Source organism: Rhodothermus profundi, from assembly GCF_900142415.1.
In the GTDB taxonomy this organism is placed as follows: Bacteria; Bacteroidota; Rhodothermia; order Rhodothermales; family Rhodothermaceae; genus Rhodothermus; species Rhodothermus profundi.
This window is the reverse complement of record NZ_FRAU01000004.1, coordinates 221,636-244,440: the sequence shown is the minus strand read 5'-3', so window position 1 is coordinate 244,440 and position 22,805 is coordinate 221,636. Positions and strand designations below refer to the sequence as shown.

Below are 22,805 nucleotides of genomic sequence, written 5' to 3'. Positions count from 1 at the left end.
GATGGGTTAAGAAGGTACGTTCTCCGAGAGCTGTCCATTCTGAGGTATCATGAACCGGTCAGTCAGGTCTTCGCCCGTTGCAGGATCTTCGAACCGAAAGCTTAGAGGCGGCAAATGGGGATCGGATTCAAGCCGCACGCGCACCAGATGTTTGAGCAGCCAGCGCGTTGGGTAGGCCGGCACGCGTCGGGTCAGATAAGCGGCCGTGAACGGGTGCACCCGGAGCGTTACGTGGCGGCGACCGCTCTCCCGACGGTACGTTTGAAGCCAGCGCTCCATAGCCTTTAACAGGGCTTCAGGCGTAGGTTGGGCAGAAGCCGGCGGCACAGCCTTTTCGCGCACCAGCCGTTCGGCCATTTTATCGAAGGTAGTGGTCAAACTGGGCCGCAGGCGCTGCCGGGTAATCTGAACCAGGCCAAAGTCACTCATCGGAAGAATCTTGGTAACGGCCCGGTCCTTCTTGAATTCTTTTTTCAGCTCGTCATAGACCTTCTTTTTGTTTTTCTCGTCCTTCAGATCAATAAAGTCGATGACAATAATGCCACCCAGGTCGCGCACGCGCACTTGCTGGGCAATAACGCGGGCAGCCTCCAGGTTGACGCGCAGAGAGTTTTCTTCCTGGCTCAGGCCGCGTCCGGCCCGCCCCGAGTTCACGTCGATGACGTGCATGGCTTCGGTGTGCTCAATGTAGAGGTAGCCGCCGGAGGGGAGATCCACGCGGCTTTCAAAGGCCTGGGCGACCTGTTGGGCAATGCCGGTGGCTGCGAAGATATGCGCTTTCCCCTGATAAAGCTGCACCGCATCCACTTTATGGGGCGCTACCGCTTGCACATAGCTCCGAATGTTGCGGTGCAGGCGAGGATTGTCCACCAGGATTCGGGTGCAGTCTTCAGAGAAGAGATCGCGAATGACAGACGAGACCATGTTTACGTCCTCATGCAACAGCAGCGGGGGGGCAGGATGTTCGGCCAGTTTCTTTTCGATCCGTTCCCACTTCTCCAGGAGCAACCGCAGATCGGTGTCAAGGGCTTTGGCGTTCTGGCCCTCGGCTACGGTACGCACGATGACACCGAAGCCTTCCGGTACGAGACTTTGGGCCAGTGCCCGAAGCCGTCGCCGCTCCTTATAGGAAGTAATCTTCTTAGAGACGGCCACGTAGTTGGCAAAGGGCACCAGCACCAGGAAACGCCCCGCCAGCGAGATATCTGTAGAGACCCGGCTGCCCTTGGAAGAAATAGGCTCTTTGATGATCTTGACCAGAAGGGGCTGGTCGCGTTTGAGCAGCGCCTCGGGTGAAAAGTCGAGGCGCGCAGAAGACGCCGTGGCCGTTTCTGCTTCGGCGGAAGGCGTCTGAGGCGAGAGCTTGCGTTGCAGACGCCGTTGCGCTGAGCGCCGGCGTCCGCGCAGGCGTGCATCTAGCCGCCGCCGGTGCGTTGATTCCGCCCCTCCGGATGACTTATCCGCAGACGTTTCGGATGGGTCCGTCCGGTGGGGTCGGGGATGGCGGCGACGTGCCAGGCTCTGATGATGCTGCTCGATTTCGGCCGCCAGTTTGCGGACGCTGGGCTGCGGATCAGCCAGAAACTTTAGCTGCAGCGGCAGGCTGGGAGCAATGTCCGAAAAATGCAGGAAAGCGTCCTGCTGCTGGCCGATGTCCACAAAGGCGGCCTGAATGCTGGGCATTACGCGGCAGACCCGGGCCAGATAGATGTTGCCAATGGTGCGTTCATGTTCGGCATCCTCAATGTAAAACTCGCCCAGGGTCCCATTCTCGACGATAGCAATGCGCGTCTGATCCTTCTCAGCGTTAATAATAATTTCCTTGGCCATACAACTCCTGGTTCCATAGGCCTCGAACCGGTCGGGGCCGGAAACGAGCACCAAGAAAGGCGAGTCCGCCGGCAGGCAATGAAAAAGAGAGCAGCGGCAGGAAACAAAACGTTAAGCGTGCGCGCGGTTTCCCGAGCACTCGCCGGTTCGAGGCGGTTATGATGGTTACGGTTCAGGGCGGTAGCAAAAACCGAAGCCAGCACCGATAGACGGTGCAACAAAAGATTGCATGCTATTTGCAAAAAGCACAAAAGCATCTAGCGGTACCTTTCAGAAAGACTTCCTGGGGCCACGCTTTTTGCACCGACCGAGCGGTTTGTAAAGCGGGGCCGTCTCCAGGAAAAAGCGGGTTGCCCACAACGTCCGGAAAAGGTTGTTATCCCATGGGAAAGTAAATCGCCCTTCTGGATAAAATGATCCCTTCCCTTTGGGTAGAGCTTTAACGTAAATTCGCACGAAGCAGGGCCAAGAGCTGCCTATATTCTTTCTGCTTTCTTAGAATTACATCAGACAGGGAGGGAGCTGATCCATCCTTTAGATCGCCAAACGTTTGGAGAGGTTATGGCCGTTGAAACCATTGAGCCGGAGGTCCGGCGCGTTCGGCGTCTGCAGCGCTACCGCGTCCATACGGGCATGCTGGCGTGGTTGCTCCATCGCCTGACGGGTATCGGGCTGGTCGTATATCTCATCTTGCATGTCTGGGGGCTGCGGGCGCTTACCGATCGCGAGGCGTTTAACGAGCTGATCGCTACTTATCATGCGCCAATTTTCAAGATCGGGGAGTTTCTGCTGCTGGCAGCAGTAGCCTACCATGCGCTGAACGGGCTCCGGATCGTCCTGATTGATTTTCTTGGCTGGCATCCGCATTCTAAAAAGTTATTCTGGACGCTGGCTATTGTCTGTTTATTCATTATTGGCGTAGGCGGATATCCTTCGCTCTATGCCGTCGTTACGTATCTGGCCGGTTCATAAAACGTTGCGGGGATTATCATGGCAACCCAGTATGGCAAGACGTCCCGCTCGCATGCACTCAACTGGTTTCTCCATCGCATTACGGGGACGTTTCTCATATTTTTGCTGATTACGCATTTCTGGGTGCAGCACTACGATGCGCAGACGGCCAGTGTGGCAGCCCAGGTGCTCTCCAGCGAGCAGATTGAGGCGGGCGCGCTGCCTGATTATCCAGAAGCTGCTAAAGAGGCGGTGCGGGCCCGCTATGGTCCCGACGCGCAGGTTACGCCGTATGACGTGGTTATGCTGCGGCTGGCCGATCCCGTGTACGCGGTGCTCTGGAAGGGTTTTAACATTCTGTTTTTGATTTTTGCGCTGCATCACGGGTTTTACGGACTGAACAACATCCTGACCGATTATATTCGACATCCCTTTGGACGTGTGCTGGCGCAGACGCTTTCCTGGACGTTGGCGCTGGTGCTGCTCATCGTGGGGCTGTACTCCATTATTGTAGCTGGATGGGGATATGCCCCTGAATTCTGAGGGTTACGTGGACGGACGGAAAACCGAATACTGCCATGATTTTCTCACATGACGTCGTCATCGTTGGGGCTGGTGGTTCGGGCCTGATGGCGGCGCTTTACGCCAAGGAAGGAGGGGCGGACGTTGCGGTTATTTCTAAGCTTCATCCGCTTCGTTCGCACACTGGAGCGGCCCAGGGAGGAATCGGGGCTGCCCTGGGGAATGAAGAGGAGGACCACTGGCTCTGGCATGCCTTCGATACGGTAAAGGGGAGCGACTATCTAGGCGACCAGGATGCTATCGAAATCATGTGTCAGGATGCTCCCCGAACGATCATTGAGCTGGAGCACTACGGCGTGCCATTCAGCCGTAATAAAGAAGGGAAGATTGCGCAGCGGCGATTTGGGGGACATACGCGCAACTTTGGAGAAGCCCCGGTGCGGCGCGCCTGCCATGCTGCCGACCGAACCGGCCATGCCATCCTGCATACGCTCTACGACCAGTGCGTCAAAAATCAGGTTCGCTTCTATGATGAGTTTCAGGCGCTTGACCTGATTATGACGCCCGACGGGGTTTGCTGCGGCGTGGTGGCCTATGAACTGTTGACCGGCGAGATCCATATCTTCCATGCCAAGATGGTCTGCCTGGCTACAGGCGGCTACGGACGCGTTTACAAAACCACCTCCAACGCCCATGCCAGCACGGGCGACGGTATGGCCATCGTGCTCCGCAGCGGCCTGCCGCTTGAAGACATGGAGTTCGTCCAGTTTCATCCTACGGGGCTGTACCGGCTGGGCATCCTGGTGACGGAGGGGGCGCGTGGTGAAGGCGGTATTCTGCTGAATGATAAGGGCGAACGCTTCATGGAGCGCTACGCGCCTACGGTGAAGGACCTGGCCCCCCGTGATCTGGTCTCGCAGTGCATCTATAAAGAAATTCGTGAAGGGCGCGGCATCAATGGCAAAGACTATGTCTACCTAGACTTGCGCCACGTCGGGCGGGAAGTGATCGAAAAGAAACTCCCTGAAATCGCTACGTTCTGCCGCACGTATCTGGGAATTGATCCGGTAAAAGAGCCGATACCGGTGGCGCCTACCTGCCACTATGCCATGGGCGGGATCCCCACCAACTACGATGGCCAGGTAGAGCGGGCAGAGCGAGGGAGCATTGTCCCCGGGCTCTACGCCGTAGGCGAATGCGCCTGCGTCTCGGTGCACGGCGCCAACCGGCTGGGCACCAACTCGCTCGTTGACCTGGTGGTCTTTGGGCGTCGGGCGGGCATGCATATGGCCGAGACGCTCCGTAAGGAAGGGCGCAGAAAAGAACCGCTGCCGGACAGCCCAGACCAGCGCACCCGGGAAATGCTGGAGGATATCCTGAGCCGAACGCAGGGGGAACCGGTGGCCGTGGTGCGGGCAGCCCTCCAGCAGACCATGATGGATAATGTCTCGGTCTTCCGCAATGAGGAGACCCTGACCACGGCGCTAGAAGATCTCAAGCAAATCCGGGAACGGGCCAAGCGCGTGGTCATCCGCGATAAGAGCAAGCGCTTCAATACGGAGTTGATGGATGCTGTCGAGCTGGGCTTCCTGGTTGATCTGGCCGAAGTGATTACGCGCTCAGCCCTGAACCGGACGGAAAGCCGCGGCGCTCACTCCCGCGAAGACTATCCTAAACGCGACGACGAGCACTGGCTCAAACACACCCTGATTTATCGCGAAGACGAAGGCACCTACCGCTTTGGCTACAAAGCGGTAACAATTACCCGATTCCAGCCAAAAGAACGGAAGTACTGAGCACCCTGCCCGGTGGTCACACAGGGTCGCTAACCGACAGGACAACAACCATGAAAGTCACGGTTAAGATCAAACGGTTCAACCCGGAGACCGACACTGAGCCGCATTGGGAGACGTATGAGGTCGATGCGGATCCCATGGACAGCGCGCTGTCGCTGCTCCTGCATATCAAGTGGCACATTGACGGCTCCCTGACTTTCCGCAAGAGCTGCGGTCACGGCATCTGCGGCTCCGACGCCATGAAAATCAATGGCGAAAACCGACTGGCCTGCTCGGTGTTGGTCAAAGATCTGGTGAAAGGCGAAGGAGATACCATTACGTTTGAGCCACTGCCTACTGCCCCGGTTATCAAGGATCTCGTCATTGATCAGAGCCGCTTTTTTGAGAAATATCGGGCGGTTAAGCCCTGGCTGATTACGCGAACGCCGCCGCCAGAGCGAGAGCGGCTGCAGAGCCCGGAAGATTTTGCGCTCATTGAGGAAGCGACGAAGTGCATCATGTGCGGAGCCTGCACGCATGCCTGTCCCAGCACCTGGGCAGATCCAGAATACCTGGGACCAGCTGCGCTGCTTAAAGCCTACCGCTATACGTTTGATTCGCGCGATGAAGGAGCGGAGGAGCGATTGCCGGTAGTTGATTCGCGTGAGGGACTGTGGAAGTGCTACACAATTTTCAATTGCAACGAAGCCTGCCCCAAAGAAATTGACATTTCTCGTTGGCTTTCGGCATTGAAGCGGCGCGCTGTGATGGAAGTGGCAGCCCGCTAGTTTTAGCGACAGCACAGGTAATCGCCCGAGGGGATCAGGCGCGCCCGGGATAGATCCCCGTTATATAGATAGATCCAGGCCTTCAGGGAGTGGCCAGAGGGCAGGTATACGGTATCCTGAACACGCCGGTATTCGCCTGCTTCCGGCCGAGCAGGATTGCATCCCTCATAAGCATCCAGATAGGCAAAAATACGGGCGGCTTCAGGGCGCCGCAGGGCATACAGCTCGCCGTGAACGGTATGGGCAGGGTCGGGTACCACGCCCGGGTACGTACCGAGGTTATAGAGACGGCCGCGATAAGTAGCCTGTCCCAGCAAGCGTACCGCCTCACGCAGCGTTGTAGGGTGAAAACGATGCACCTGTCCACGAAGCGTGCCGTAAACGAATAAAAGGGTAGCGGGTAAGCAGACCGGGGTATGCCAGCAGCGGTTCATCCCACAGTTGCAGACGCTTCTTCCAGGTGCAGGCGGGCAAAGTTAAACGGCGGTGTAGGACCATCGAGTTGCAATCGGATGCCCAGCGTTTGATAGGCCCGTTTCAAGGAAGCCACTTGATTCCGAAAGGCGTCCGAGCGTTCAGTAGCCACCAGGTAGGCCGCCCGCAGAACGGGATGGCGGTGAACATCAAGGTGCTGGACGGCACTTCGATCGGCCAGCGCCGCCAGCGTCTGGTGGCAGTGTTCGGCTGCCATCTGAAGTAGCCGGTCCGTCTCGGTTTCCAGCGATGGGTCGTCGGTTGCAAGGTGGTGGACCAGCGCAATGGCTTCTTGCAAGCGGGGACGGTCAGCGTCGAGCCAGAGCACCCATTCCTGGCGGCCGTGCAGCAAAGCCAGCGTAGCACAGAAATCTTCGTAGTTGACGCTCAGGAGCGCCTGTACATGTTGCCTTTCGGGGCAAATCGTACCAAAACGCAAGGGCAACAGGGGCCCTTCCAGTTGGAGCGAAGCCAGCAGGCGATGATGTGCGCGTAGTTGTGCGCGTAGCCATGCAGCATCGTGCAATCGCTGACGAATGACGTCCAGGCTATACTCTGAGGCGGGGACGCGCCGGACCAGGGCCTGCAGGTTACGAAACGAGATGGTCTCCAGCGGTTCAGGTCCCTTCACGGATAAGCCCGCCCATGTGATACCATAGACGTAATAAACTTCCTGTTCTGATTGGGTAGCAGGAGGGGCCAGATGCCGGGTAACCTGTTGGAGGATGGCTTCCAGCCACCACTGTTTGAGCAGGGTTCGGGCCTGGGCCAGCGCCTCCTGTCGGGAGGCCTCGGTCAACTGGTATATTTCCTCTTCGGAAAAAAACCAGCGCCGAGCAGGCTTATCAGGATTATTCACCGGCATGTTCGTCTGCAACGGAACCACCCCGAGTTAGCCACTCCTCATTGGCACTGAGCTGTTGACGAAGGTTTTCAATCTCACGCAGGATCTTGCGAGCTCCGTCCACTTCGGTACCATTTTGCTCTGCCGCCTCGACAGCAGCCGGTTCTGGCTTAGAGGAAGGAGGCTTGGAAGGTGTCTCCGGGCGACTGACCAGCGTCACCCGGGGCGTCTCAAAAGGGGGGCGTTGCGTTGGTTCAGGTTTCCGGGGCGGAGGCGTTGGCTGGGTCGTTTGCGTCGGCTGGGGAGCCTGCCGGAGTTGCATACGCGCTGACTGTTCCAGGATGGCCTCCAGCATCTGCTCCTTAATAATGGCACGCGCTTCGGCCAGCGCTTCAGCCTTTGTCTCTTCGATCAAGCGCTGAATTTCTTCACTCGAAAGTTCCAGAAATTTTGCCCGAAACTGTTCGATCAACTTACGAATCTGCTCGTCGTACATGGTGCGCTCTCCAGATGGATGGGAGATTCGGTTGCCAGATGCTACCTACAAGCAGTGTGCCCAAGTAACGAACGATAGCCTGCAACGGGGGTTTCAGCCCGCTCAGGAAAAGCTTTCCGATCTATAGGCAAAGTAAACCCTGGAATTCAAGAGAAGATTTTCAGCCGCTGGCCCGGATAGATGCGGCTGGAGCGCAGGCCATTCCATCGTTTGAGGTCGCGTACGGAGACGCCAAAGCGCTGGGCGATTTCGCTGAGCGTATCGCCCGGCCGCACGTGGTAGATCGTGTAGCCTTGCGTGTTGCCCGCCTCCGGATAGATCGTTAGCCGTTGGCCGACGCGGATGGTGTTGCTGGAGAGATTGTTCCATCGTTTGAGGTCGCGCACAGAGACGCCGAAGCGCTGGGCGATTTCGCTGAGCGTATCGCCCCGGCGCACGCGGTACACGATCCGTTCGGGCGTGACTGGCTCCGAAAGATAGAGCACCAGTTGCTGGCCGACGCGGATGGTGTTGCTGGAGAGATTGTTCCATCGCTTGAGATCGCGCACAGAGACCCCGTACTTCTGGGCAATTTTGCTCAGGGCGTCGCCCCGTCGCACGGTATACACGACACGCGTAGGGGCAGCAGGCGTTCGGGTCGTATTGGCTTTAGCTTTTTTGGGAGGGGCGTCTGTCGAAGTATGGGCCGGCTCTGAGGATGAGGGCAGAGCAGTCGCCTGAGGCGTCGCCACGGCCGTAGCTACCTGGATGGGCTGGGTGATCCGGAGCGGCCGGATTGCCCGGCTGCCATACTGCACGCTGACCGGTTTGGCTTCGGCCAGTTGCAGCGCGTTGTTGCTCTCATAGCGGGGCACGGGGATGATCAATCGCTGCCCGGGCCGGATGAGCGTGCTGCGCAGTCCGTTGGCCCTCATGAGGGCCGAAACGCTCACGCCAAAGCGGCGAGCGATAATGCTGAGCGCGTCGCCTCGGCGCACCGTATAGGTGGTAACCGGACGCTTTCGGTCGGCCGGTAGCCGAGCATACGCTTCGGCAAAACGCTCGTAGCTTCCGAGCGGCAGGCGAATAAAGTAGGGGCCTCGACTGGGAGGCAGTGTGTTGCGACGCAGCTCAGGATTCAGGGCGCGCAGCACTGCTACCGTTGTGCCAGCCATGCGGGCAATTTCTTCCAGGGAGAGCATGCCCTGCACGGGCACGTAATCGTACTCGTAGCGGGGACCCGGCTCAACGGCCAGCTTGAGCGCCGCCGGATTGGAAGCAACCAGAGCTGCTGCAATGAACATGGGGACATAGTTGCGCGTCTCGCGAGGCAAATAGGGATAGATATCCCAGAACGTAAGTTGGCGGGTACCCCGATGAGCGGCTGCCCGACGCAAGGCTCTCTTGACGCGGGCAGTTCCGGCATTGTAGGCAGCCAGTGCCAGATGCCAGTCGCCAAATAGGGCATACAGATCTTTCAGATGCCGAGCTGCTGCGCGTGTGGATTTTTCCGGATCCCGACGTTCGTCTACCCACGGTGTAATTTTCAGGCCATACAACCGGGCCGTGCCGGCCATGAACTGCCACATGCCTACAGCACCCGCTCGACTTCGAGCGTAAGGGTTAAGGCCACTTTCAATCATGGCCAGATACTTCAGCTCATCCGGCACGCCCTCTTCTTTAAAGATCTGCTCAATCATAGGAAAGTAGGTCTCGGCCCGGCTCAACCAGCGCAGCAGATGCCTTTCGGGTTCGCGTAGCAGGTATTCCATGCTGGCTTTGACCAGCCGGTTCATGGTGAGGGGCACCGTACTGGCTGGAACAGAGAGATTGGCGGGAATCACATCTTCTAAAAGTGGCTCGCGCACGGCATCCATCGCAGCAAACATGGCCTCCCGAAAGGCGAAAATGTCGCCGTAGCTCAGCGTCAACGTGTCCGGCGTCGCTCCATAGAGGTGCTCGTATTCAGTCAGAAGGGATCGGTACAGCTCTCGAAAACGCGCGTCCGAGGCCATGCCAGGCTGCCGACTCAACGCAGCCAGGGCTTCCATTGCCTCATCAAGCAAACGGGCAGCTTGCTCCAGATCGCCAGATGCTTCGGCCTGGAGAATGCGGGCCTGTTGATTATAGAGCCGGGCCAGATATTCGAGACGTTCTGCCTCGCTCAGACTGTCGGAAGGCGGAAGCAAACCGAAAATGCCAGCGCCCAGCAGGCGCACGCGTCGGTCAAATGGGATTTCCTCCGAAGGGAAGGCCGGTAAGCGCTCCAGCGTAAGCTGCCGAACGACCAAAGCCGTATCCTGAGCTTGAAGGACGCCGGCCCAGCTTCCTGCCACCAGCAAAAATAACAGCCCTCGTAACACGGACGTCTCGGTTATGCAAGTTCACGTAATACTTCAACTGTGTGTAACAATACGCACGGGCCACGTTTATTGCAAGGGGGACGCCTGTTTTTTCTGGTATCGGCGTTCCACTGCGTCGGTAAAGGCGACAGCGGGTTCACTATAAATATTCACGTGATAGCGGCGGAACACCTCCTGGGCAATGAGCCGAGAAGCTTCGGCCCAGGTAGGAGTGTCGCGCAACAGGTGGAGCACGCGGACGTAAGCGGCCTGGTCTCCGTTGAACAGGTGCGTGATAAACAGCTCTCGGTTGCGCAGGCCAGTTTCTCCGAGCACTTCGCGTTCCAGGTCTGCTATGGAAGGTTCAGAGGAGGGAGCTATGGGCGGTTGCTGATAGAACTGCATCCAGCGAGGGAGGGCAGCAGTTTCGGTAACGGTCGGTACGTCTTCGGGAGCGGCTTGTTGTAGCTGGAAACGTTTCCATAGAGGGAGAGGCTCCTCGCTTTCGGCAATGGAAGAATCGAATTCGGCGGCTGACGCGTCCGCGATAAGTTCACGCAGCGCTTCAGTGGTTAGCAGAGCAGTGCCTCTGGTCTGGAGGCGTTGCACCAGGAGGGATTGCTGTTTTTCCGCAAAAAAGGCAATGAGCAGCGAGGTAGGCAGGGTAACAGGGCGCTGCGGCAGCAGCGCGGCCAGTTCATAAAGTGGACGGAGCAGCCGCACCCAGGCTTCTGCGTCAAAGTCGGCGGTCAGTTCGCGGTCGATGCGTGTGAGCAGCGTAGCGAAACGGTCCTGGTTCAAGTGGGTCATCTGCTTTTCTTTGAGGTAAAGCGCGACGGCTTCCCGGAAGTAAGCGTAGGGCAGAAACCAGTGCATGCGCGCCAGCACCTGATCGGCCGACAGGGTATCCGTTTCAGTAAAGACGTGGGCTGTGAGGGTGCGGATAGGCTGCACCAGATAATGAACCAGGGCCTGCACGCTTTCCCGAAGCAGCTCAGACCACGCCTGGGCAGGCACGCGCACATGCGAGCGAAGATGGGTGCAGAGCTGTTGATAGGCTTCACGAACGGGCGGTGCCTCCGTTTCGAACCAGGTCTCATTAAGCGCCGGCAGCATGGTTTCTGCCCGGGCAATGGCTTGATGCTGCATGTAGTGCGCAAGCGCATCGGGCAGGTTTAGCTGGCGAAGCTCCCGGATCGAGTAAGCGCGCGTAGGTGGGAAAGACGCCTGTAGTTGCCGGTGCAACAGCCGCACAAATTCGGTCATGACGTAATGGAGGCCAATTCGTGGAGGGGTTCGCGCCTTATAAAACTGCCTACAGCGTGAGTTCCAGTGACAGGTCAAGGGCCTGGACCGAGTGCGTGAGCGCGCCACAGGAAATGGCATCTACGCCAGTTGCCGCAATAGCTTCGGCCGTTTCAAGTGAGATGTTGCCAGAAGCTTCTGTATAGAAGCGGCCATTGATGCGCTGGACAGCTTCCCGAAGCGGTGCTACGTTGAGCGTGCCATCGGGAAGGCGCTGGGCAAAATTGTCCAGTAAGATCCAGTCGACGCCGCCGATAGCAAGAATGGCGTCGACATCTTCCAGGGAATGGGCTTCGATTTCTATAGGAATAGGGTGTGGGCGTTGGGCGCGGTAGCGGTGGGCAGCTTCAATAGCTTCGCGGATGCCGCCCGCGGCCGCAATATGGTTGTCTTTGATTAGAATCATGTCGTAGAGTCCCAGGCGATGGTTGACGCCGCCACCCAGGCGCACCGCCCATTTGTCCAGCAATCGCAACCCGGGAGCCGTCTTGCGTGTGTCGAGCACTTTGGTGCCGTAAGGACGCACGCGTTCGACCAGCCGATGGGTGGCTGTCGCGATGCCGCTCATGCGTTGCAAGAGGTTGAGCGCGAGGCGTTCGGCCATGAGGAGGCTTTGGGCAGCGCCTTCTACAGTGCCAAAAATGGTGCCTGCCGTAACCGGCGAGCCATCTGCCTGGTGCCAGTAAACGCGCACGTTCGGGTCAACCTGCTGGAAGATGCGTGTGGCCACCTGGAGTCCAGCAATGATGCCTCCGGCTTTGGCGAGGAAAAGGCCACGGGCCTGGCGTTCAGGCGGAACGGTGGCCTCAGTGGTCACATCACCGGAGCCGATGTCTTCGGCTAGCCATTGCTGGATTAGCGTGTCCAGCGTGCTTTCATCTAGATAGGGAGGCCATGTGGCGGGGGAGGTTGCTTCGGCAGGCATAGGCTCAAGGCTGGCCATCGGTCGATAAAGGAGACGTTAACGCTTTCTGCAGCACATCCAGCAGGGCCCTGGGGGCCCGAACAGGACGGTTGCGCGCGCGGTCAACAAAGCAAAGCGTTACCTGTCCTGTGGCCAATAGCTCCTGGGTTTCATGGCGGCGCACTTCATAGTCGAGATGCAGCCGAGCTCGGGGTAGCTCGCGGATAATCGTAATAATGTCCAGCAGCTCGTCGTAGTAGGCGGGTTGATGAAAGCGCAGGCGTAGATCTACCACCGGCATAATGATGCCCGCGTCCTCCAGTTCGCGGTATGGCAAGCCCAGCGCTCTCAGGGCTTCGGTGCGGGCTGCTTCTAGATAATCCACATAATGCGCATGATACACCATGCCCATCGGATCGCATTCTCGGTAGCGTACCCGGTGCTGATAGACGTGCCGTATCATGCGCTTCCCGTTTCTGTCGAAGGGGTGGTTTCTGGAACTTCTCGATAGACGCCCATGCGCGCAAATTTTTCAATGCGGCTGTCGACCAACGCTCGGGGGGCAATGCCTTCCAGCGTTTGCAGGGCCCGAGCAATGGCAGCGCCCACGGCCTGAAAGGTGGCTTCCGGATCGCGGTGCGCACCGCCGATAGGTTCGGGAATGATTTCATCAATGACGCCCAGCTTGAGCAAATCGGCTGCGGTAAGCTTCAGCGCACGGGCAGCTTCCTCTTTGTAGTCCCAGGAGCGCCAGAGAATCTGAGAGCAGCTTTCTGGCGCGATTACCGAGTACCAGGCATTTTCCAGCATCAAGATACGGTCGCCCACCCCAATGCCCAGGGCGCCGCCTGAAGCGCCTTCGCCGATGACGACCACCACAATAGGAACCGGCAGGCGCGCCATTTCAAAGAGATTTCGCGCAATAGCTTCCGCCTGGCCCCGCTCTTCGGCCTCAATGCCGGGATAGGCGCCTGGCGTGTCAAGCAGCGTGATGATGGGTTTGCCAAACTTGGCCGCCAACTTCATCAGCCGGAGGGCCTTTCGATAGCCCTCCGGATTGGGCATGCCAAAACGGCGAAATTTACGGCTTTTCGTATCACGTCCTTTTTGATGGCCAACAAAAAGCACGGTACGGTCGCGGTAGCCGAAGCGGCTTCCCTGAAACGTCGCAAATCCCCCTACGATAGCCGGGTCGTCACCGACGCAGCGGTCGCCATGCAGCTCGACGAAGCCTTCGGAGAGGGCTCCGATGTAGTCGAGCGTATAGGGACGCTCCGGATGGCGGGCGATTTGCACCCGTTGCCAGCGTGTCAGGTTGCGATAGACCGATTCGCGCAGGGCGGCAACGCGCGCTTCTAGGGCGGATATTTCGGCAGAAAGATCCACCTCAGCGTTTTCGGCCATCAGGGCGCGCATTTCGTCGAGCTTTTCCTCAAGCTCGGCGATAGGTTTTTCAAAATCAAGCAAGTATCGTGATGATTTTCGTGCCATAGGCATGTTCAAGATGGATGAAGTATCTGGCGGATGGCCCGGAAAAGGAGCACAAGATCCAGCCAGGCCGTCCGCTGTTGCATATAATAAGCATAAAGCTGGCGAATGTCTTCTGGCGTGCGGGGAGGAATAGGACGCGCTTCGCTAACGGCGAACAACCCCGGCCGGATGCCCCAGGCTGGAGGTAAAAGGGGCTCTTCGGCCGGTTGACATCCAACCAGCGCGCGGCGTCCACGCAGCACTTCGGGCAGGAATTTCAGGCGCTGAGCCAGGCGCGTTAATCCTGGTTGGCCCGTCAGGCAGGCCAGTCCTTTCAGGACGGGCCACAGCGCCAGCCCCAGCAACGCCAGACTGAACTCCAACGCACGGCGTCCGGGCAGGCTCCGAAGCGTCGGAAGCGCAGCTTCGGCATCAACAAGCGCGGGAGGCTCCAGCGTTTCAATGTGCGCTTTGCCAATTACGTGCGGCCGCCCTTCCGGCAGGATCTTGAACTGCACTGGCAGGTCGCGTAGCTGCTGGATAAGTTGCAGGACCATCGTGTGCGACAGGCCGGCGGTTGCAAAGATCACCGTGTCTATTTGCTGGAGACGTACCAGGTCGCGCAGATGATGCAGCGCACCCAGACGGGGAGGGACTGCCTGCGCATTTTCATCCAGTTCGGTTGAGACATAGCCGATTAGCTGGAAGGAAGGCCAGGGCGCTGCTTCCAGTAAACGATGCAGGCGCCGGGCTTCGGCAGCAGGTCCTACAAGCAGCGTGCGCTGCAACCGAGCCGCGCGACGGCGCCGTCCTACAAGGCGCCAGCTTGCTAGAGCAATCAGCATGAAAGGAGCGCTGAGCAGCACAACCATGCGCGAAAAGGCTATGTCGGGCACCATGAACGACAGCGTCCCCATGAACAGCAGGCTGATCAGGGTGCCGTAAAAGACCGGACGCAGATGCCAGGTGCGGCCGCGGCGGTATCCCCCCATGAGGGCGATGCCTGCCACTGTACTCAGGGCATAGGCTGGAACGACGGAAAGTAAGAACAGCGGTGCCAGCGCGCGTCCGGCTGCCAGAGACCGCAGCCATCCCCCCAGCATCACGATCAGGGCAGCCAGGGTCCCGTCCATGAGCACTGGCAGCAGTTGACGGGTGCTGCGATGCAGCGCCGACAGACCGGCGCGCAGGGCAATGCCCGCCCGGAGCAGCGTCAGAAACACTGGAGGATAGCGATGGCGGAAGTGTTTTTCGACAAACCGGAGCATGGCGCCGTAGAACAGACGCACGTAGCGCAGCTCTCCTTTTTTCGTGCTTTCTCCCTTATAGTGAATGATTTGCGTACGGGGGGTGTAGACAATTTTCCAGCCAGCTTGCTGGATGCGATAGCACCAGTCTAGGTCTTCGCCGTACATAAAGAACGTCTCGTCGAGCAGACCGGCGCCGCCGTCTGGTTGCAGACCCTCAGGGAGCAGGTGGGCGACCGTGCCCATCCCTTTGCGGCACAGGCGCGCGTAGGCCGTGCGGGAAAAGTAAAGCGCAGCGTGTCGAACAAACATGCAGGAGCCGCTAAGGGCATCGACTTCGGTTTCGATATCCGGCGGCAGGTAGGTCAGGTTATAGCGGCCGAATCGACGGCTGCGTGGAAACAGGTGACTCAACCCCACCATCCGATAGAAGGCAACAGCGGGAGTAGGAAATGAGCGACGGCTTTCGGGAGCGAAAGATCCGTCAGGGTTCAGAATCTTGCAGCCCGCCGCGCCTACGTCGGGGTGGGCATCCAGGAAATCCACCATGGTGCGCAGCGTGTCTTCCTGCACAATGGTGTCGGGGTTGAGCAGCAGCAGATAGCGGCCACGCGCGCGCCGAATAGCCTGATTGTTGGCCCGGCTGAAGCCCACGTTTTCCGTGTTGGTAATGAGCTGCACCTGTGGAAATCGGCTACGGACCATTTCGGCCGAGCCGTCTACCGAGTTGTTGTCCACGACAAAAACTTCTAGCGAAAGCCCTTCGGCTGCTCGAAAGATAGAATGCAGCGCCTGTTCCAGCAGGTCGCGCACGTTATAGTTAACAATAATGACCGATAGGTCACAGGGGACCAGTGCGGCCGGATGATTCGGAATAGAAAGGGATGGATCGACGCGGGGCATAGACCCTCAGGTCGCTGCTGCCGGTATGGCCAGTTCAAAGATAAAACGAAAGGGTGGCGTTGCTGGCGCGAAGGTTTGCAAAAAACAGAGGGTCGGCATACTTTGTGCCTCGCCGGAGACAACGGGCATTAGGGCCTCGAATACGGAAGCTCTGTCAACGATTCCCGAAAATCCTGCAAGGAAATTTTGGGGGCGTTGACTTTTCGAGCTAAGTCCTGTAGTGTTAAAGCTGTTTTTTGCTAAAGAAAGGCTTTTTATCCGAATTTCGCATGAAGGGGCGCCCGCATTTTGCGGGAAGCTTTAGATTTCTGCCTTATAAAACAGGGTAGCTTCAGGTTTGGAACGTTATGCCGCAGATTTTTTCCAGAAAGACTAATCGGTTGCCGGCGCTTTCGCTGGCAGGCTCCGTGTTTGGGGGGGTGCTGGCTGTTTTTCTGGTCTGGTATTACTTTTCGCCGGAATTTTATGAAGTGGGCTATGCGCCAGAGCAGCCGGTGCCCTACAGCCATCGCATTCACGTGGGCAAGTTAGGGCTGGACTGTCGCTACTGTCATGGAGGGGTGGAGATCGCAGATAAGGCGAGCATTCCTTCTACGCAGACCTGCATCAACTGTCATAGTCAGATTTTGACAGATTCGCCCCGGCTGCAGGCGGTGCGGGATAGTTGGGCGACGGACCGGTCTATTGAATGGGTGAAGGTGCACCACCTGCCTGACTACGCGCATTTCAGTCATGCATCGCATGTAAACAACGGGGTGGGCTGTGAGACGTGCCACGGTCGCATTGATCAGATGGACGTGGTGCGTGTGGTCAAGCCGCTTTCGATGGGGTGGTGCCTGGAGTGTCATCGGCAGCCGGAGCTGTATTTGCGACCGCAGCATGAGATTACCACGATGGGGTATCAGCCGCCGGCTGATTACATTGAGCGTAACCTGGAGCGTATTCGGAAAGAGGGGATTCGTCCGCCTACAAACTGCTCGGCTTGCCATTACTGAGTCGGGCGTGGCTATTTGAGGTGAGAAAACTCTGCGTTTGTTGGTTAAGAGCGTCCTATGATTGAACTGCCTGTGGTCAATCCTGACGGTGTTGAAGCGTCTGCGCCGGGCAAGCGGCTCTGGCGCAGCATGGCTGACCTGCAGCGGGATCCGGAATGGACGAAGCTGGCGCAGGATGAATTCATGCCAGGCGTCGCGGAGCCTCCGAGTGGCACGTCGCGGCGCCAGTTTTTGCAGATCATGGGGGCGTCGATGGCGCTGGCCGGACTGACAGCCTGCCGGCGCCCGGTAGAGAAGATCCTGCCCTATGTGCGTCAGCCGGAAGAGATCATTCCGGGCATTCCCCTTTACTATGCCACGGCTATGCCGTTTCGGGGTAGCGTGCGGCCGCTCCTGGTGGAGAGTCATGAGGGGCGTCCGACCAAGATTGAGGGGAACCCGGATCATCCGCTCAGCCGCGGCGCAACCGGTGTCTTTGAGCAGGCTTCGCTGCTGAATCTGTATGATCCGGATCGCTCGCAGCAGGTGCTTCGAAAGGGAGAGCCTGTTGCGTGGGAGAACTTTGTGCAGTTTGCGCAGGCGCTGGCCGCTGAGGCGGCCACGAAGCGGTTGGCGGTGCTCTGTGAACCGAGTAGTTCGCCTACCTTAGCTGCGCTGCGGCGGGAGCTGGGCCGGCGCTATGCGCAGGTTCGATGGGTTACCTATGCGCCGGAAGGCAATGACAACGAAGCGCTGGGGTTGCAGCAGGCTTTCGGCCGCCCGGTTCGGGCGCGCTATCGTTTTGCGGAAGCGCGCGTGATCGTCAGTTTGGACGCGGATTTTCTGGGGCCAACAGATCGCAATTTTGTAGAAAATACCCGTGAATTTGCCGCCAGCCGGCGCTTGGAGCGGCCGGAGGATGAGCTGAGCCGTCTGTACGTGATTGAGAGCACCTATACCGTGACGGGCGGCATGGCCGACCATCGCCTGCGCCTTCGCGCCAGCGATATTCCAGCGTTTGCGGCGGCACTGGCAGCTGAACTGGGGTTGGATGAGCTGCGTGAGGCAGGGGCTCGGTTTGCAGGTCATCCCTATGTTGTGGAGATTGCCCGTGATCTTCGGGAGGCCGGTCAGCGGGGGGTGGTGCTGGCCGGAGAGACGCAGCCGCCAGCCGTGCATGCCCTCTGCGCTGTAATCAATGATCTGCTGGGCAGCCTGGGACGCACGGTTATCCTGCATGCCCTGGAGGAAGAGGTGGTGCCGCAGCACGAGGCGCTGGCTGATCTGGTGCGAGCTATGCAGGCCGGGGAGGTGGATGTGCTGTTGCTCCTGAATGTCAATCCGGTCTACGACGCTCCTGCTGCCCTGGGCTTTGCGGAGGCGCTGGCGCAGGTGCCCGAGGTCATTCATCTGGGGCTACATGTAGACGAGACCGCCCGTCGCAGCACCTGGCATCTGCCTGCTACGCACTATCTGGAGGCGTGGGGAGATGGGCGGGCCTATGATGGCACGCTTTCGGTAATTCAGCCTTTGATTGCACCGCTTTATGAGGCCGCTCATTCGCCGCTGGAGGTGCTTGCTTTGCTGGCTACCGGTCAGGAGCAGAGCGGCTATGACCTGGTCCGGGCGACGTGGCGGCAGTTGCTGGCGGGGCGGGGAGCCTTCGAGCAGGCCTGGCAGCGCGTGCTGCATGATGGTTTTCTGCCGGATTCGGCCTATCCTACGGTTACGTTGCGGCCTCGCCGTCAGGTGCTGCGTGACTGGCCAAAGGCTCCGGAAGGTGGTCTGGAAGTAGTCTTCCGATTGGATCCCACGGTGCTGGATGGTAGCTTTGCCAACAATGCCTGGGCGCAGGAGCTGCCGGATCCCATCACCAAGATTGTCTGGGATAATGTTGCCCTTCTGAGTCCGAAGACGGCGGAGGCGCTGGGCGTCAGGGCCGAATATCGCAAGGGTGTCTATATCGTCGATGTGATTGAACTGTCGCTGGATGGCCAGGCCGTAACCTTGCCGGTATGGGTGCTGCCGGGCCATCCGGACGATTCAATTACGGTTTATCTGGGCTATGGGCGTGAGATCAGTTCGACGCGTCCGGAGCGCAAGACGCCGTTTTTTGATTTAGATGATTACACGGACATTTACGGACAGGGGGCCATTGCTACGGGCGTCGGCGTCAACGTGGCGCCGCTCCGGCGCGCAGAGATGCCCTGGGTAGCTCAGGGGGCTCAGGTTCGCAAAACGGGGCGCACCTATAAAATTGTGACCACCCAGGATCACGGGGCTATGGTCGGGCGGCCCCTGGTGCGGATGGCTACGCTGGAAGAGTTTCGGAAGAAACCGAATTTTGCCCAAGAGGCGGAGCCCCCGCTTAAAGGATTGGAGCCATGGGAGCAGTATCCCACACTGTGGGAGGAGGCCCACCCGAGCAAGCAGCCCGCTTTTCAGGACAGCGATTACTATCGCAACCAGTGGGCCATGGTGATTGATCTGAATGCCTGTACTGGTTGCAATGCCTGTATTGTGGCGTGCGATAGTGAAAATAACGTCCCGATGGTGGGCAAAAACGAGGTGGGTCGTGGGCGGGAAATGCACTGGCTGCGCATTGATCGCTATTTCGTGAGCGATGAGGCCCATGCGGACGATCCGCAACTGGTCGTGCAGCCGGTGCCCTGCATGCAATGCGAAAATGCACCCTGCGAGTCGGTTTGCCCGGTAGCAGCTACGGTGCATTCGCCCGATGGGCTCAATGAAATGGTTTACAACCGCTGCATCGGGACGCGCTATTGCTCGAATAACTGTCCCTATAAAGTGCGGCGGTTTAACTGGTTCAACTGGGTGAAGACGCTGCCTATCCAGGTGCAGATGGCCCAGAATCCGGACGTGACCGTGCGCTTCCGCGGGGTGATGGAGAAGTGCACCTACTGCGTGCAGCGCATTCGGGAAGCGCAGCGGCAGGCTAACATTGAGCGGCGATCGTTGCGAGACGGGGAAGTCAAAACGGCCTGCCAGCAGGCCTGTCCGGCCGAAGCGATCACGTTCGGAGACCTGAACGATCCGAACAGTGCTGTTGTCCGACAGCGGCAAAATGTGCGGCGGTACGAGATGCTGGCAGCGCTTGGCGTCAAGCCGCGCACCTCGTACCTGGCCCGCATTACGAATCCGAATCCCCGGCTACTGGCGCAGGAATCGGTAGCCTGAGCGATCTGCAAGCAGGACGGAAAACGCGATGGCGCACGCAACGAAAGATCTGTCAGCGCTGGCCCGCACCGATCATGAGGTGGAACCACCGCTGGTGCAAGGTGGGCTAAGCTTCCATGACATTACCGAGCTGGTTGCGCAGCACACCGAGAAGAAAACGCCAAAGGCCTGGTGGGCTGCTTTTTCAGTGGCATTTCTAGGCATGCTTACGCTGGTGGCCATGCTGGCCTACCAGGTCTGGAACGGTGTGGGAGTCTGGGGCAACAATATTCCGGTAGGATGGGGCTGGCCCATTGTGAACTTCGTCTTCTGGGTTGGTATTGGTCATGCCGGGACGTTGATCTCCGCTATTCTGTTTCTTTTCCGCCAGCGGTGGCGCACCTCAATCAACCGGGCGGCGGAGGCGATGACCATCTTCGCGGTGATCTGCGCTCTCATCTTTCCAACATTCCACGTGGGACGTGTCTGGGCTATCTACTGGACGCTGCCCATCCCGAATCAAATGGAGATGTGGCCCCAGTTTAAGAGCCCGCTGCTCTGGGACGTGTTCGCAGTGTCCAGCTACTTCATCGTCTCATTGGTATTCTGGTACGTTGGGCTCATTCCGGATCTGGCCACGTTGCGGGATCGGGCAGCGCTGATGGGGCGTCGCCTGCGCGCCAAGATTCTGGGCTTTTTTGCGCTGGGCTGGTGCGGGGCTAATCGTCATTGGCGGAATTACGAAAAGGTCTACATGTTGCTGGCCGGACTGGCCACGCCGCTGGTGCTTTCAGTGCACTCGGTCGTGTCGTTTGACTTTGCTGTCTCGATCATTCCAGGCTGGCACACGACCATCTTCCCTCCCTACTTCGTGGCCGGCGCAATCTTCTCTGGGTTTGCCATGGTGGTGACGCTCATGGTGATTGCCCGTAAGGCCTATGGCCTGGAGAACGTAATCACCGTGGATCACCTGGAGAAGATGAATATCATCATGCTCGTAACCGGCACGATGGTGGGCTTTGCCTACATTACGGAGTTCTTCATTGCCTGGTACTCCGGCGTGCCTTACGAGCAATATGCTTTTATTAACCGGGCGACGGGGCCGTACGCCTGGGCCTACTGGATCATGATGTCCTGCAACCTGATCTTCCCGCAGTTCTTCTGGATTAAAAAGCTGCGGCGGAATATTCCCTTCATGTTTGTAGCGTCGATTGTGGTCAACATTGGCATGTGGTTCGAGCGCTTTGTGATCACCATTACTTCGCTGCACCGGGATTATCTGCCGTCGAGCTGGGACTATTTTGTACCAACCTGGGTGGACGTGCTTACGCTGATCGGTTCGTTCGGGCTGTTTTTCACGCTATTTCTGCTGTTCCTGCGGTTCGTGCCCATGGTGGCCATGGCCGAAGTAAAAGGGGTGCTGCCCGAAGCCGATCCGCACTATTATGAAACGCACGGCGACGGCCACAGCCGTTCGGCCGAAGTCCAGGTAAACCGGGGACGCTCGTCCTGAGCAACGGAGAGACGCCATGTTGAAGGAATTGCTTCGCTCGCTGAAGGCTTCGATGGGCATTTATGAGGCCCGCGACGGGTCGGTCTACGGCCTGCTGGCGGAGTTTTCGGATCCAGCAGCGCTATTGCATGCCGCCCGGCAGGTGCGCAAAGCCGGCTATCGGCATTTTGACGCGCACAGCCCTTTTCCCATCCACGGGATGGATGAAGCAATGGGGCTGGGCAATTCGAAGGTGGGGGTGATTACCTTCTTTACAGGCACTATTGCCGGCTTTGCCCTGGCCTGGTGGATGCAGTGGTGGATGGGGGCTGTTGATTATCCCCTGAACATCAGCGGCAAGCCGTTTTTTGCACTGCCGCCATCGGTGCCTATCATTTTTGAATTGACGATTCTGTTTTCAGCGCTGGCCGGGGTGGCTGCCATGCTGGCGCTCAATGGGTTGCCGCGTCCGTATAACCCTTTGTTTTACTCGAAGAACTTCGCGCGTGCAACCGACGATGGTTTTTTCCTGTTCGTGGCGGCCAGTGATCCCAAGTTTGACCAAGCGGCCACGCGTCAGTTGCTGGAGCAACTGGGTGGCTACAATATTGAGGTGATTGAGGATCGGGGGGAAGAGGAGGGTACGCCCACGCCTGCGCCGGCCGCCGAAGCTGCCGTAACTGCAAGCTAAGCCATAATGCAAGCTAAAACAGCTATGCCGCGCACGATCTGGACGGGACTGCTACTTGGCCTGTTGCTGGCGGGCTGCCGGGGCATGATTTCCAGCAAGCCGCCAGTTCATCCCAACCTGAACATGGATTTCCAGGAAAAATTTGAAGCGCAGGAGCTAAACCCCTTCTTTGCGGATCGTCGGGCAATGCGACCGCCTGTGCCGGGAACAGTGCCTCGCGGACTGCTCAAGGAGGACACCCCCTTCTATTTCGGAAAGACGGCGGATGGCGCTTATGTGGAACGTATTCCGGTAGCCGTCACGCCTGAGCTGGTAGCGCGTGGCCAGGAACGTTACAACATCTACTGCGCCGTCTGCCATGGTAAGGCGGGTGATGGACAGGGAATCATTATGCGCGGCAACTATGGGTACACCCCCGCTCCAACTTTCCACGATGACCGGCTGCGTAACGTGGAGGATGGCTACCTCTTTGAAGTGATCAGCAATGGCGTGCGCAATATGCCGGCGTATGGCCATCAGATTCCGGTAGCCGACCGCTGGGCTATTGTAGCCTATGTGCGGGCATTGCAGCGCAGCCAGTATGCCACGGCAACCGATGTGCCTGAAGAAGTGCGGGCACAGCTTCAAGGTGAATAAGTGAC

General features: G+C 58.5%; 19 protein-coding genes. 9 read left to right on the top strand and 10 right to left on the bottom strand.

Translation table 11 applies throughout. The annotated features are described in order from the left end of the window. Positions 1 to 6 precede the first annotated feature (6 nt). Complete coding sequence (locus BUA15_RS07590) at positions 7 to 1,830, bottom strand: Rne/Rng family ribonuclease (protein WP_072715386.1); 1,824 nt, start codon at positions 1,828 to 1,830, stop codon at positions 7 to 9. Between the two features lie 561 nt (positions 1,831 to 2,391). Between BUA15_RS07590 and sdhC the strand changes: the two genes are divergently transcribed. Genes sdhC through BUA15_RS07570 form a run of 4 tightly spaced genes read left to right on the top strand, consistent with a single transcriptional unit; the run spans position 2,392 to position 5,866 of the window. Next, positions 2,392 to 2,802 carry a succinate dehydrogenase, cytochrome b556 subunit gene (sdhC, locus tag BUA15_RS07585; RefSeq protein WP_072715385.1) on the top strand — a complete coding sequence of 137 codons (411 nt, stop codon included), beginning with the start codon at positions 2,392 to 2,394 and terminating at the stop codon, positions 2,800 to 2,802. A gap of 18 nt (positions 2,803 to 2,820) precedes the next feature. Beyond that, the gene (locus BUA15_RS07580) at positions 2,821 to 3,324 is read left to right on the top strand and encodes a succinate dehydrogenase/fumarate reductase transmembrane subunit (protein ID WP_072715384.1); all 504 of its coding nucleotides are present in this window, start codon (positions 2,821 to 2,823) and stop codon (positions 3,322 to 3,324) included. A gap of 35 nt (positions 3,325 to 3,359) precedes the next feature. Next, the gene (sdhA, locus tag BUA15_RS07575; RefSeq protein ID WP_072715383.1) at positions 3,360 to 5,099 is read left to right on the top strand and encodes a succinate dehydrogenase flavoprotein subunit; all 1,740 of its coding nucleotides are present in this window, start codon (positions 3,360 to 3,362) and stop codon (positions 5,097 to 5,099) included. 50 nt (positions 5,100 to 5,149) lie between these two features. After that, positions 5,150 to 5,866 carry a succinate dehydrogenase iron-sulfur subunit gene (locus BUA15_RS07570; protein ID WP_072715382.1) on the top strand — a complete coding sequence of 239 codons (717 nt, stop codon included), beginning with the start codon at positions 5,150 to 5,152 and terminating at the stop codon, positions 5,864 to 5,866. A 2-nt stretch (positions 5,867 to 5,868) separates the two neighbouring features. On the opposite strand, the gene BUA15_RS07565 is transcribed toward BUA15_RS07570, so the two are convergent. From BUA15_RS07565 to BUA15_RS07525, 9 genes are all read right to left on the bottom strand, one after another. Continuing rightward, positions 5,869 to 6,300, bottom strand: a complete 432-nt coding sequence (locus BUA15_RS07565) for a gamma-glutamylcyclotransferase family protein (RefSeq protein ID WP_072715381.1) — start codon at positions 6,298 to 6,300, stop codon at positions 5,869 to 5,871. Then, entirely contained in the window at positions 6,297 to 7,205 is a 909-nt protein-coding gene (locus BUA15_RS07560; protein WP_072715380.1) for a GvpL/GvpF family gas vesicle protein, read from the bottom strand. Before BUA15_RS07560 ends, BUA15_RS07565 begins: the two co-directional genes overlap by 4 nt. Further along, positions 7,192 to 7,680 carry a translation initiation factor IF-2 gene (locus BUA15_RS07555; RefSeq protein ID WP_072715379.1) on the bottom strand — a complete coding sequence of 163 codons (489 nt, stop codon included), beginning with the start codon at positions 7,678 to 7,680 and terminating at the stop codon, positions 7,192 to 7,194. The genes BUA15_RS07560 and BUA15_RS07555 overlap by 14 nt, the downstream gene beginning before the upstream one ends. A 146-nt stretch (positions 7,681 to 7,826) precedes the next feature. After that, positions 7,827 to 10,022 carry a LysM peptidoglycan-binding domain-containing protein gene (locus BUA15_RS07550; protein WP_245771965.1) on the bottom strand — a complete coding sequence of 732 codons (2,196 nt, stop codon included), beginning with the start codon at positions 10,020 to 10,022 and terminating at the stop codon, positions 7,827 to 7,829. Between the two features lie 66 nt (positions 10,023 to 10,088). Next, the gene (locus BUA15_RS07545) at positions 10,089 to 11,267 is read right to left on the bottom strand and encodes a hypothetical protein (protein WP_072715377.1); all 1,179 of its coding nucleotides are present in this window, start codon (positions 11,265 to 11,267) and stop codon (positions 10,089 to 10,091) included. Positions 11,268 to 11,316: 49 nt separating this feature from the next. Next, positions 11,317 to 12,231, bottom strand: a complete 915-nt coding sequence (gene nadC / locus BUA15_RS07540; RefSeq protein WP_072715473.1) for a carboxylating nicotinate-nucleotide diphosphorylase — start codon at positions 12,229 to 12,231, stop codon at positions 11,317 to 11,319. 4 nt (positions 12,232 to 12,235) lie between these two features. After that, positions 12,236 to 12,673: an acyl-CoA thioesterase gene (locus tag BUA15_RS07535; RefSeq protein WP_072715376.1), complete on the bottom strand. Its 438-nt coding sequence runs from the start codon at positions 12,671 to 12,673 to the stop codon at positions 12,236 to 12,238. Continuing rightward, complete coding sequence (locus tag BUA15_RS07530) at positions 12,670 to 13,701, bottom strand: acetyl-CoA carboxylase carboxyltransferase subunit alpha (RefSeq protein WP_072715375.1); 1,032 nt, start codon at positions 13,699 to 13,701, stop codon at positions 12,670 to 12,672. The genes BUA15_RS07535 and BUA15_RS07530 overlap by 4 nt, the downstream gene beginning before the upstream one ends. A gap of 8 nt (positions 13,702 to 13,709) precedes the next feature. Further along, entirely contained in the window at positions 13,710 to 15,830 is a 2,121-nt protein-coding gene (locus BUA15_RS07525; protein ID WP_072715374.1) for a glycosyltransferase, read from the bottom strand. A gap of 347 nt (positions 15,831 to 16,177) precedes the next feature. On the opposite strand from BUA15_RS07525, the gene BUA15_RS07520 reads away from it, so the two are divergent. From BUA15_RS07520 to BUA15_RS07500, 5 genes are read left to right on the top strand one after another with little or no spacing between them, the layout of a single operon-like run. Continuing rightward, complete coding sequence (locus BUA15_RS07520; RefSeq protein WP_072715373.1) at positions 16,178 to 16,825, top strand: cytochrome c3 family protein; 648 nt, start codon at positions 16,178 to 16,180, stop codon at positions 16,823 to 16,825. 57 nt (positions 16,826 to 16,882) lie between these two features. Next, on the top strand, positions 16,883 to 20,002 hold the full coding sequence (locus BUA15_RS07515; RefSeq protein ID WP_072715372.1) for a TAT-variant-translocated molybdopterin oxidoreductase: 3,120 nt from the start codon (positions 16,883 to 16,885) through the stop codon (positions 20,000 to 20,002). Positions 20,003 to 20,030: 28 nt separating this feature from the next. Next, positions 20,031 to 21,494, top strand: a complete 1,464-nt coding sequence (gene nrfD, locus BUA15_RS07510; RefSeq protein WP_072715371.1) for an NrfD/PsrC family molybdoenzyme membrane anchor subunit — start codon at positions 20,031 to 20,033, stop codon at positions 21,492 to 21,494. A 16-nt stretch (positions 21,495 to 21,510) separates the two neighbouring features. Then, positions 21,511 to 22,164 carry a DUF3341 domain-containing protein gene (locus tag BUA15_RS07505; RefSeq protein ID WP_072715370.1) on the top strand — a complete coding sequence of 218 codons (654 nt, stop codon included), beginning with the start codon at positions 21,511 to 21,513 and terminating at the stop codon, positions 22,162 to 22,164. A gap of 24 nt (positions 22,165 to 22,188) precedes the next feature. After that, a complete protein-coding gene (locus BUA15_RS07500; RefSeq protein WP_245771964.1) occupies positions 22,189 to 22,800 on the top strand; it encodes a c-type cytochrome in 612 nt (203 codons plus the stop codon). Positions 22,801 to 22,805 lie beyond the last annotated feature (5 nt).

Excerpts from the sequence above, each read along its gene's own strand:
- BUA15_RS07590 (WP_072715386.1), bottom strand. The coding sequence starts at position 1,830 with ATGGCCAAGGAAATTATTATTAACGCTGAGAAGGATCAGACGCGCATT.
- sdhC (WP_072715385.1), top strand. The coding sequence starts at position 2,392 with ATGGCCGTTGAAACCATTGAGCCGGAGGTCCGGCGCGTTCGGCGTCTG.
- BUA15_RS07580 (WP_072715384.1), top strand. The coding sequence starts at position 2,821 with ATGGCAACCCAGTATGGCAAGACGTCCCGCTCGCATGCACTCAACTGG.
- sdhA (WP_072715383.1), top strand. The coding sequence starts at position 3,360 with ATGATTTTCTCACATGACGTCGTCATCGTTGGGGCTGGTGGTTCGGGC.
- BUA15_RS07570 (WP_072715382.1), top strand. The coding sequence starts at position 5,150 with ATGAAAGTCACGGTTAAGATCAAACGGTTCAACCCGGAGACCGACACT.
- BUA15_RS07565 (WP_072715381.1), bottom strand. The coding sequence starts at position 6,300 with ATGAACCGCTGCTGGCATACCCCGGTCTGCTTACCCGCTACCCTTTTA.
- BUA15_RS07560 (WP_072715380.1), bottom strand. The coding sequence starts at position 7,205 with ATGCCGGTGAATAATCCTGATAAGCCTGCTCGGCGCTGGTTTTTTTCC.
- BUA15_RS07555 (WP_072715379.1), bottom strand. The coding sequence starts at position 7,680 with ATGTACGACGAGCAGATTCGTAAGTTGATCGAACAGTTTCGGGCAAAA.
- BUA15_RS07545 (WP_072715377.1), bottom strand. The coding sequence starts at position 11,267 with ATGACCGAATTTGTGCGGCTGTTGCACCGGCAACTACAGGCGTCTTTC.
- nadC (WP_072715473.1), bottom strand. The coding sequence starts at position 12,231 with ATGCCTGCCGAAGCAACCTCCCCCGCCACATGGCCTCCCTATCTAGAT.
- BUA15_RS07535 (WP_072715376.1), bottom strand. The coding sequence starts at position 12,673 with ATGATACGGCACGTCTATCAGCACCGGGTACGCTACCGAGAATGCGAT.
- BUA15_RS07530 (WP_072715375.1), bottom strand. The coding sequence starts at position 13,701 with ATGGCACGAAAATCATCACGATACTTGCTTGATTTTGAAAAACCTATC.
- BUA15_RS07525 (WP_072715374.1), bottom strand. The coding sequence starts at position 15,830 with ATGCCCCGCGTCGATCCATCCCTTTCTATTCCGAATCATCCGGCCGCA.
- BUA15_RS07520 (WP_072715373.1), top strand. The coding sequence starts at position 16,178 with ATGCCGCAGATTTTTTCCAGAAAGACTAATCGGTTGCCGGCGCTTTCG.
- BUA15_RS07515 (WP_072715372.1), top strand. The coding sequence starts at position 16,883 with ATGATTGAACTGCCTGTGGTCAATCCTGACGGTGTTGAAGCGTCTGCG.
- nrfD (WP_072715371.1), top strand. The coding sequence starts at position 20,031 with ATGGCGCACGCAACGAAAGATCTGTCAGCGCTGGCCCGCACCGATCAT.
- BUA15_RS07505 (WP_072715370.1), top strand. The coding sequence starts at position 21,511 with ATGTTGAAGGAATTGCTTCGCTCGCTGAAGGCTTCGATGGGCATTTAT.
- BUA15_RS07500 (WP_245771964.1), top strand. The coding sequence starts at position 22,189 with ATGCCGCGCACGATCTGGACGGGACTGCTACTTGGCCTGTTGCTGGCG.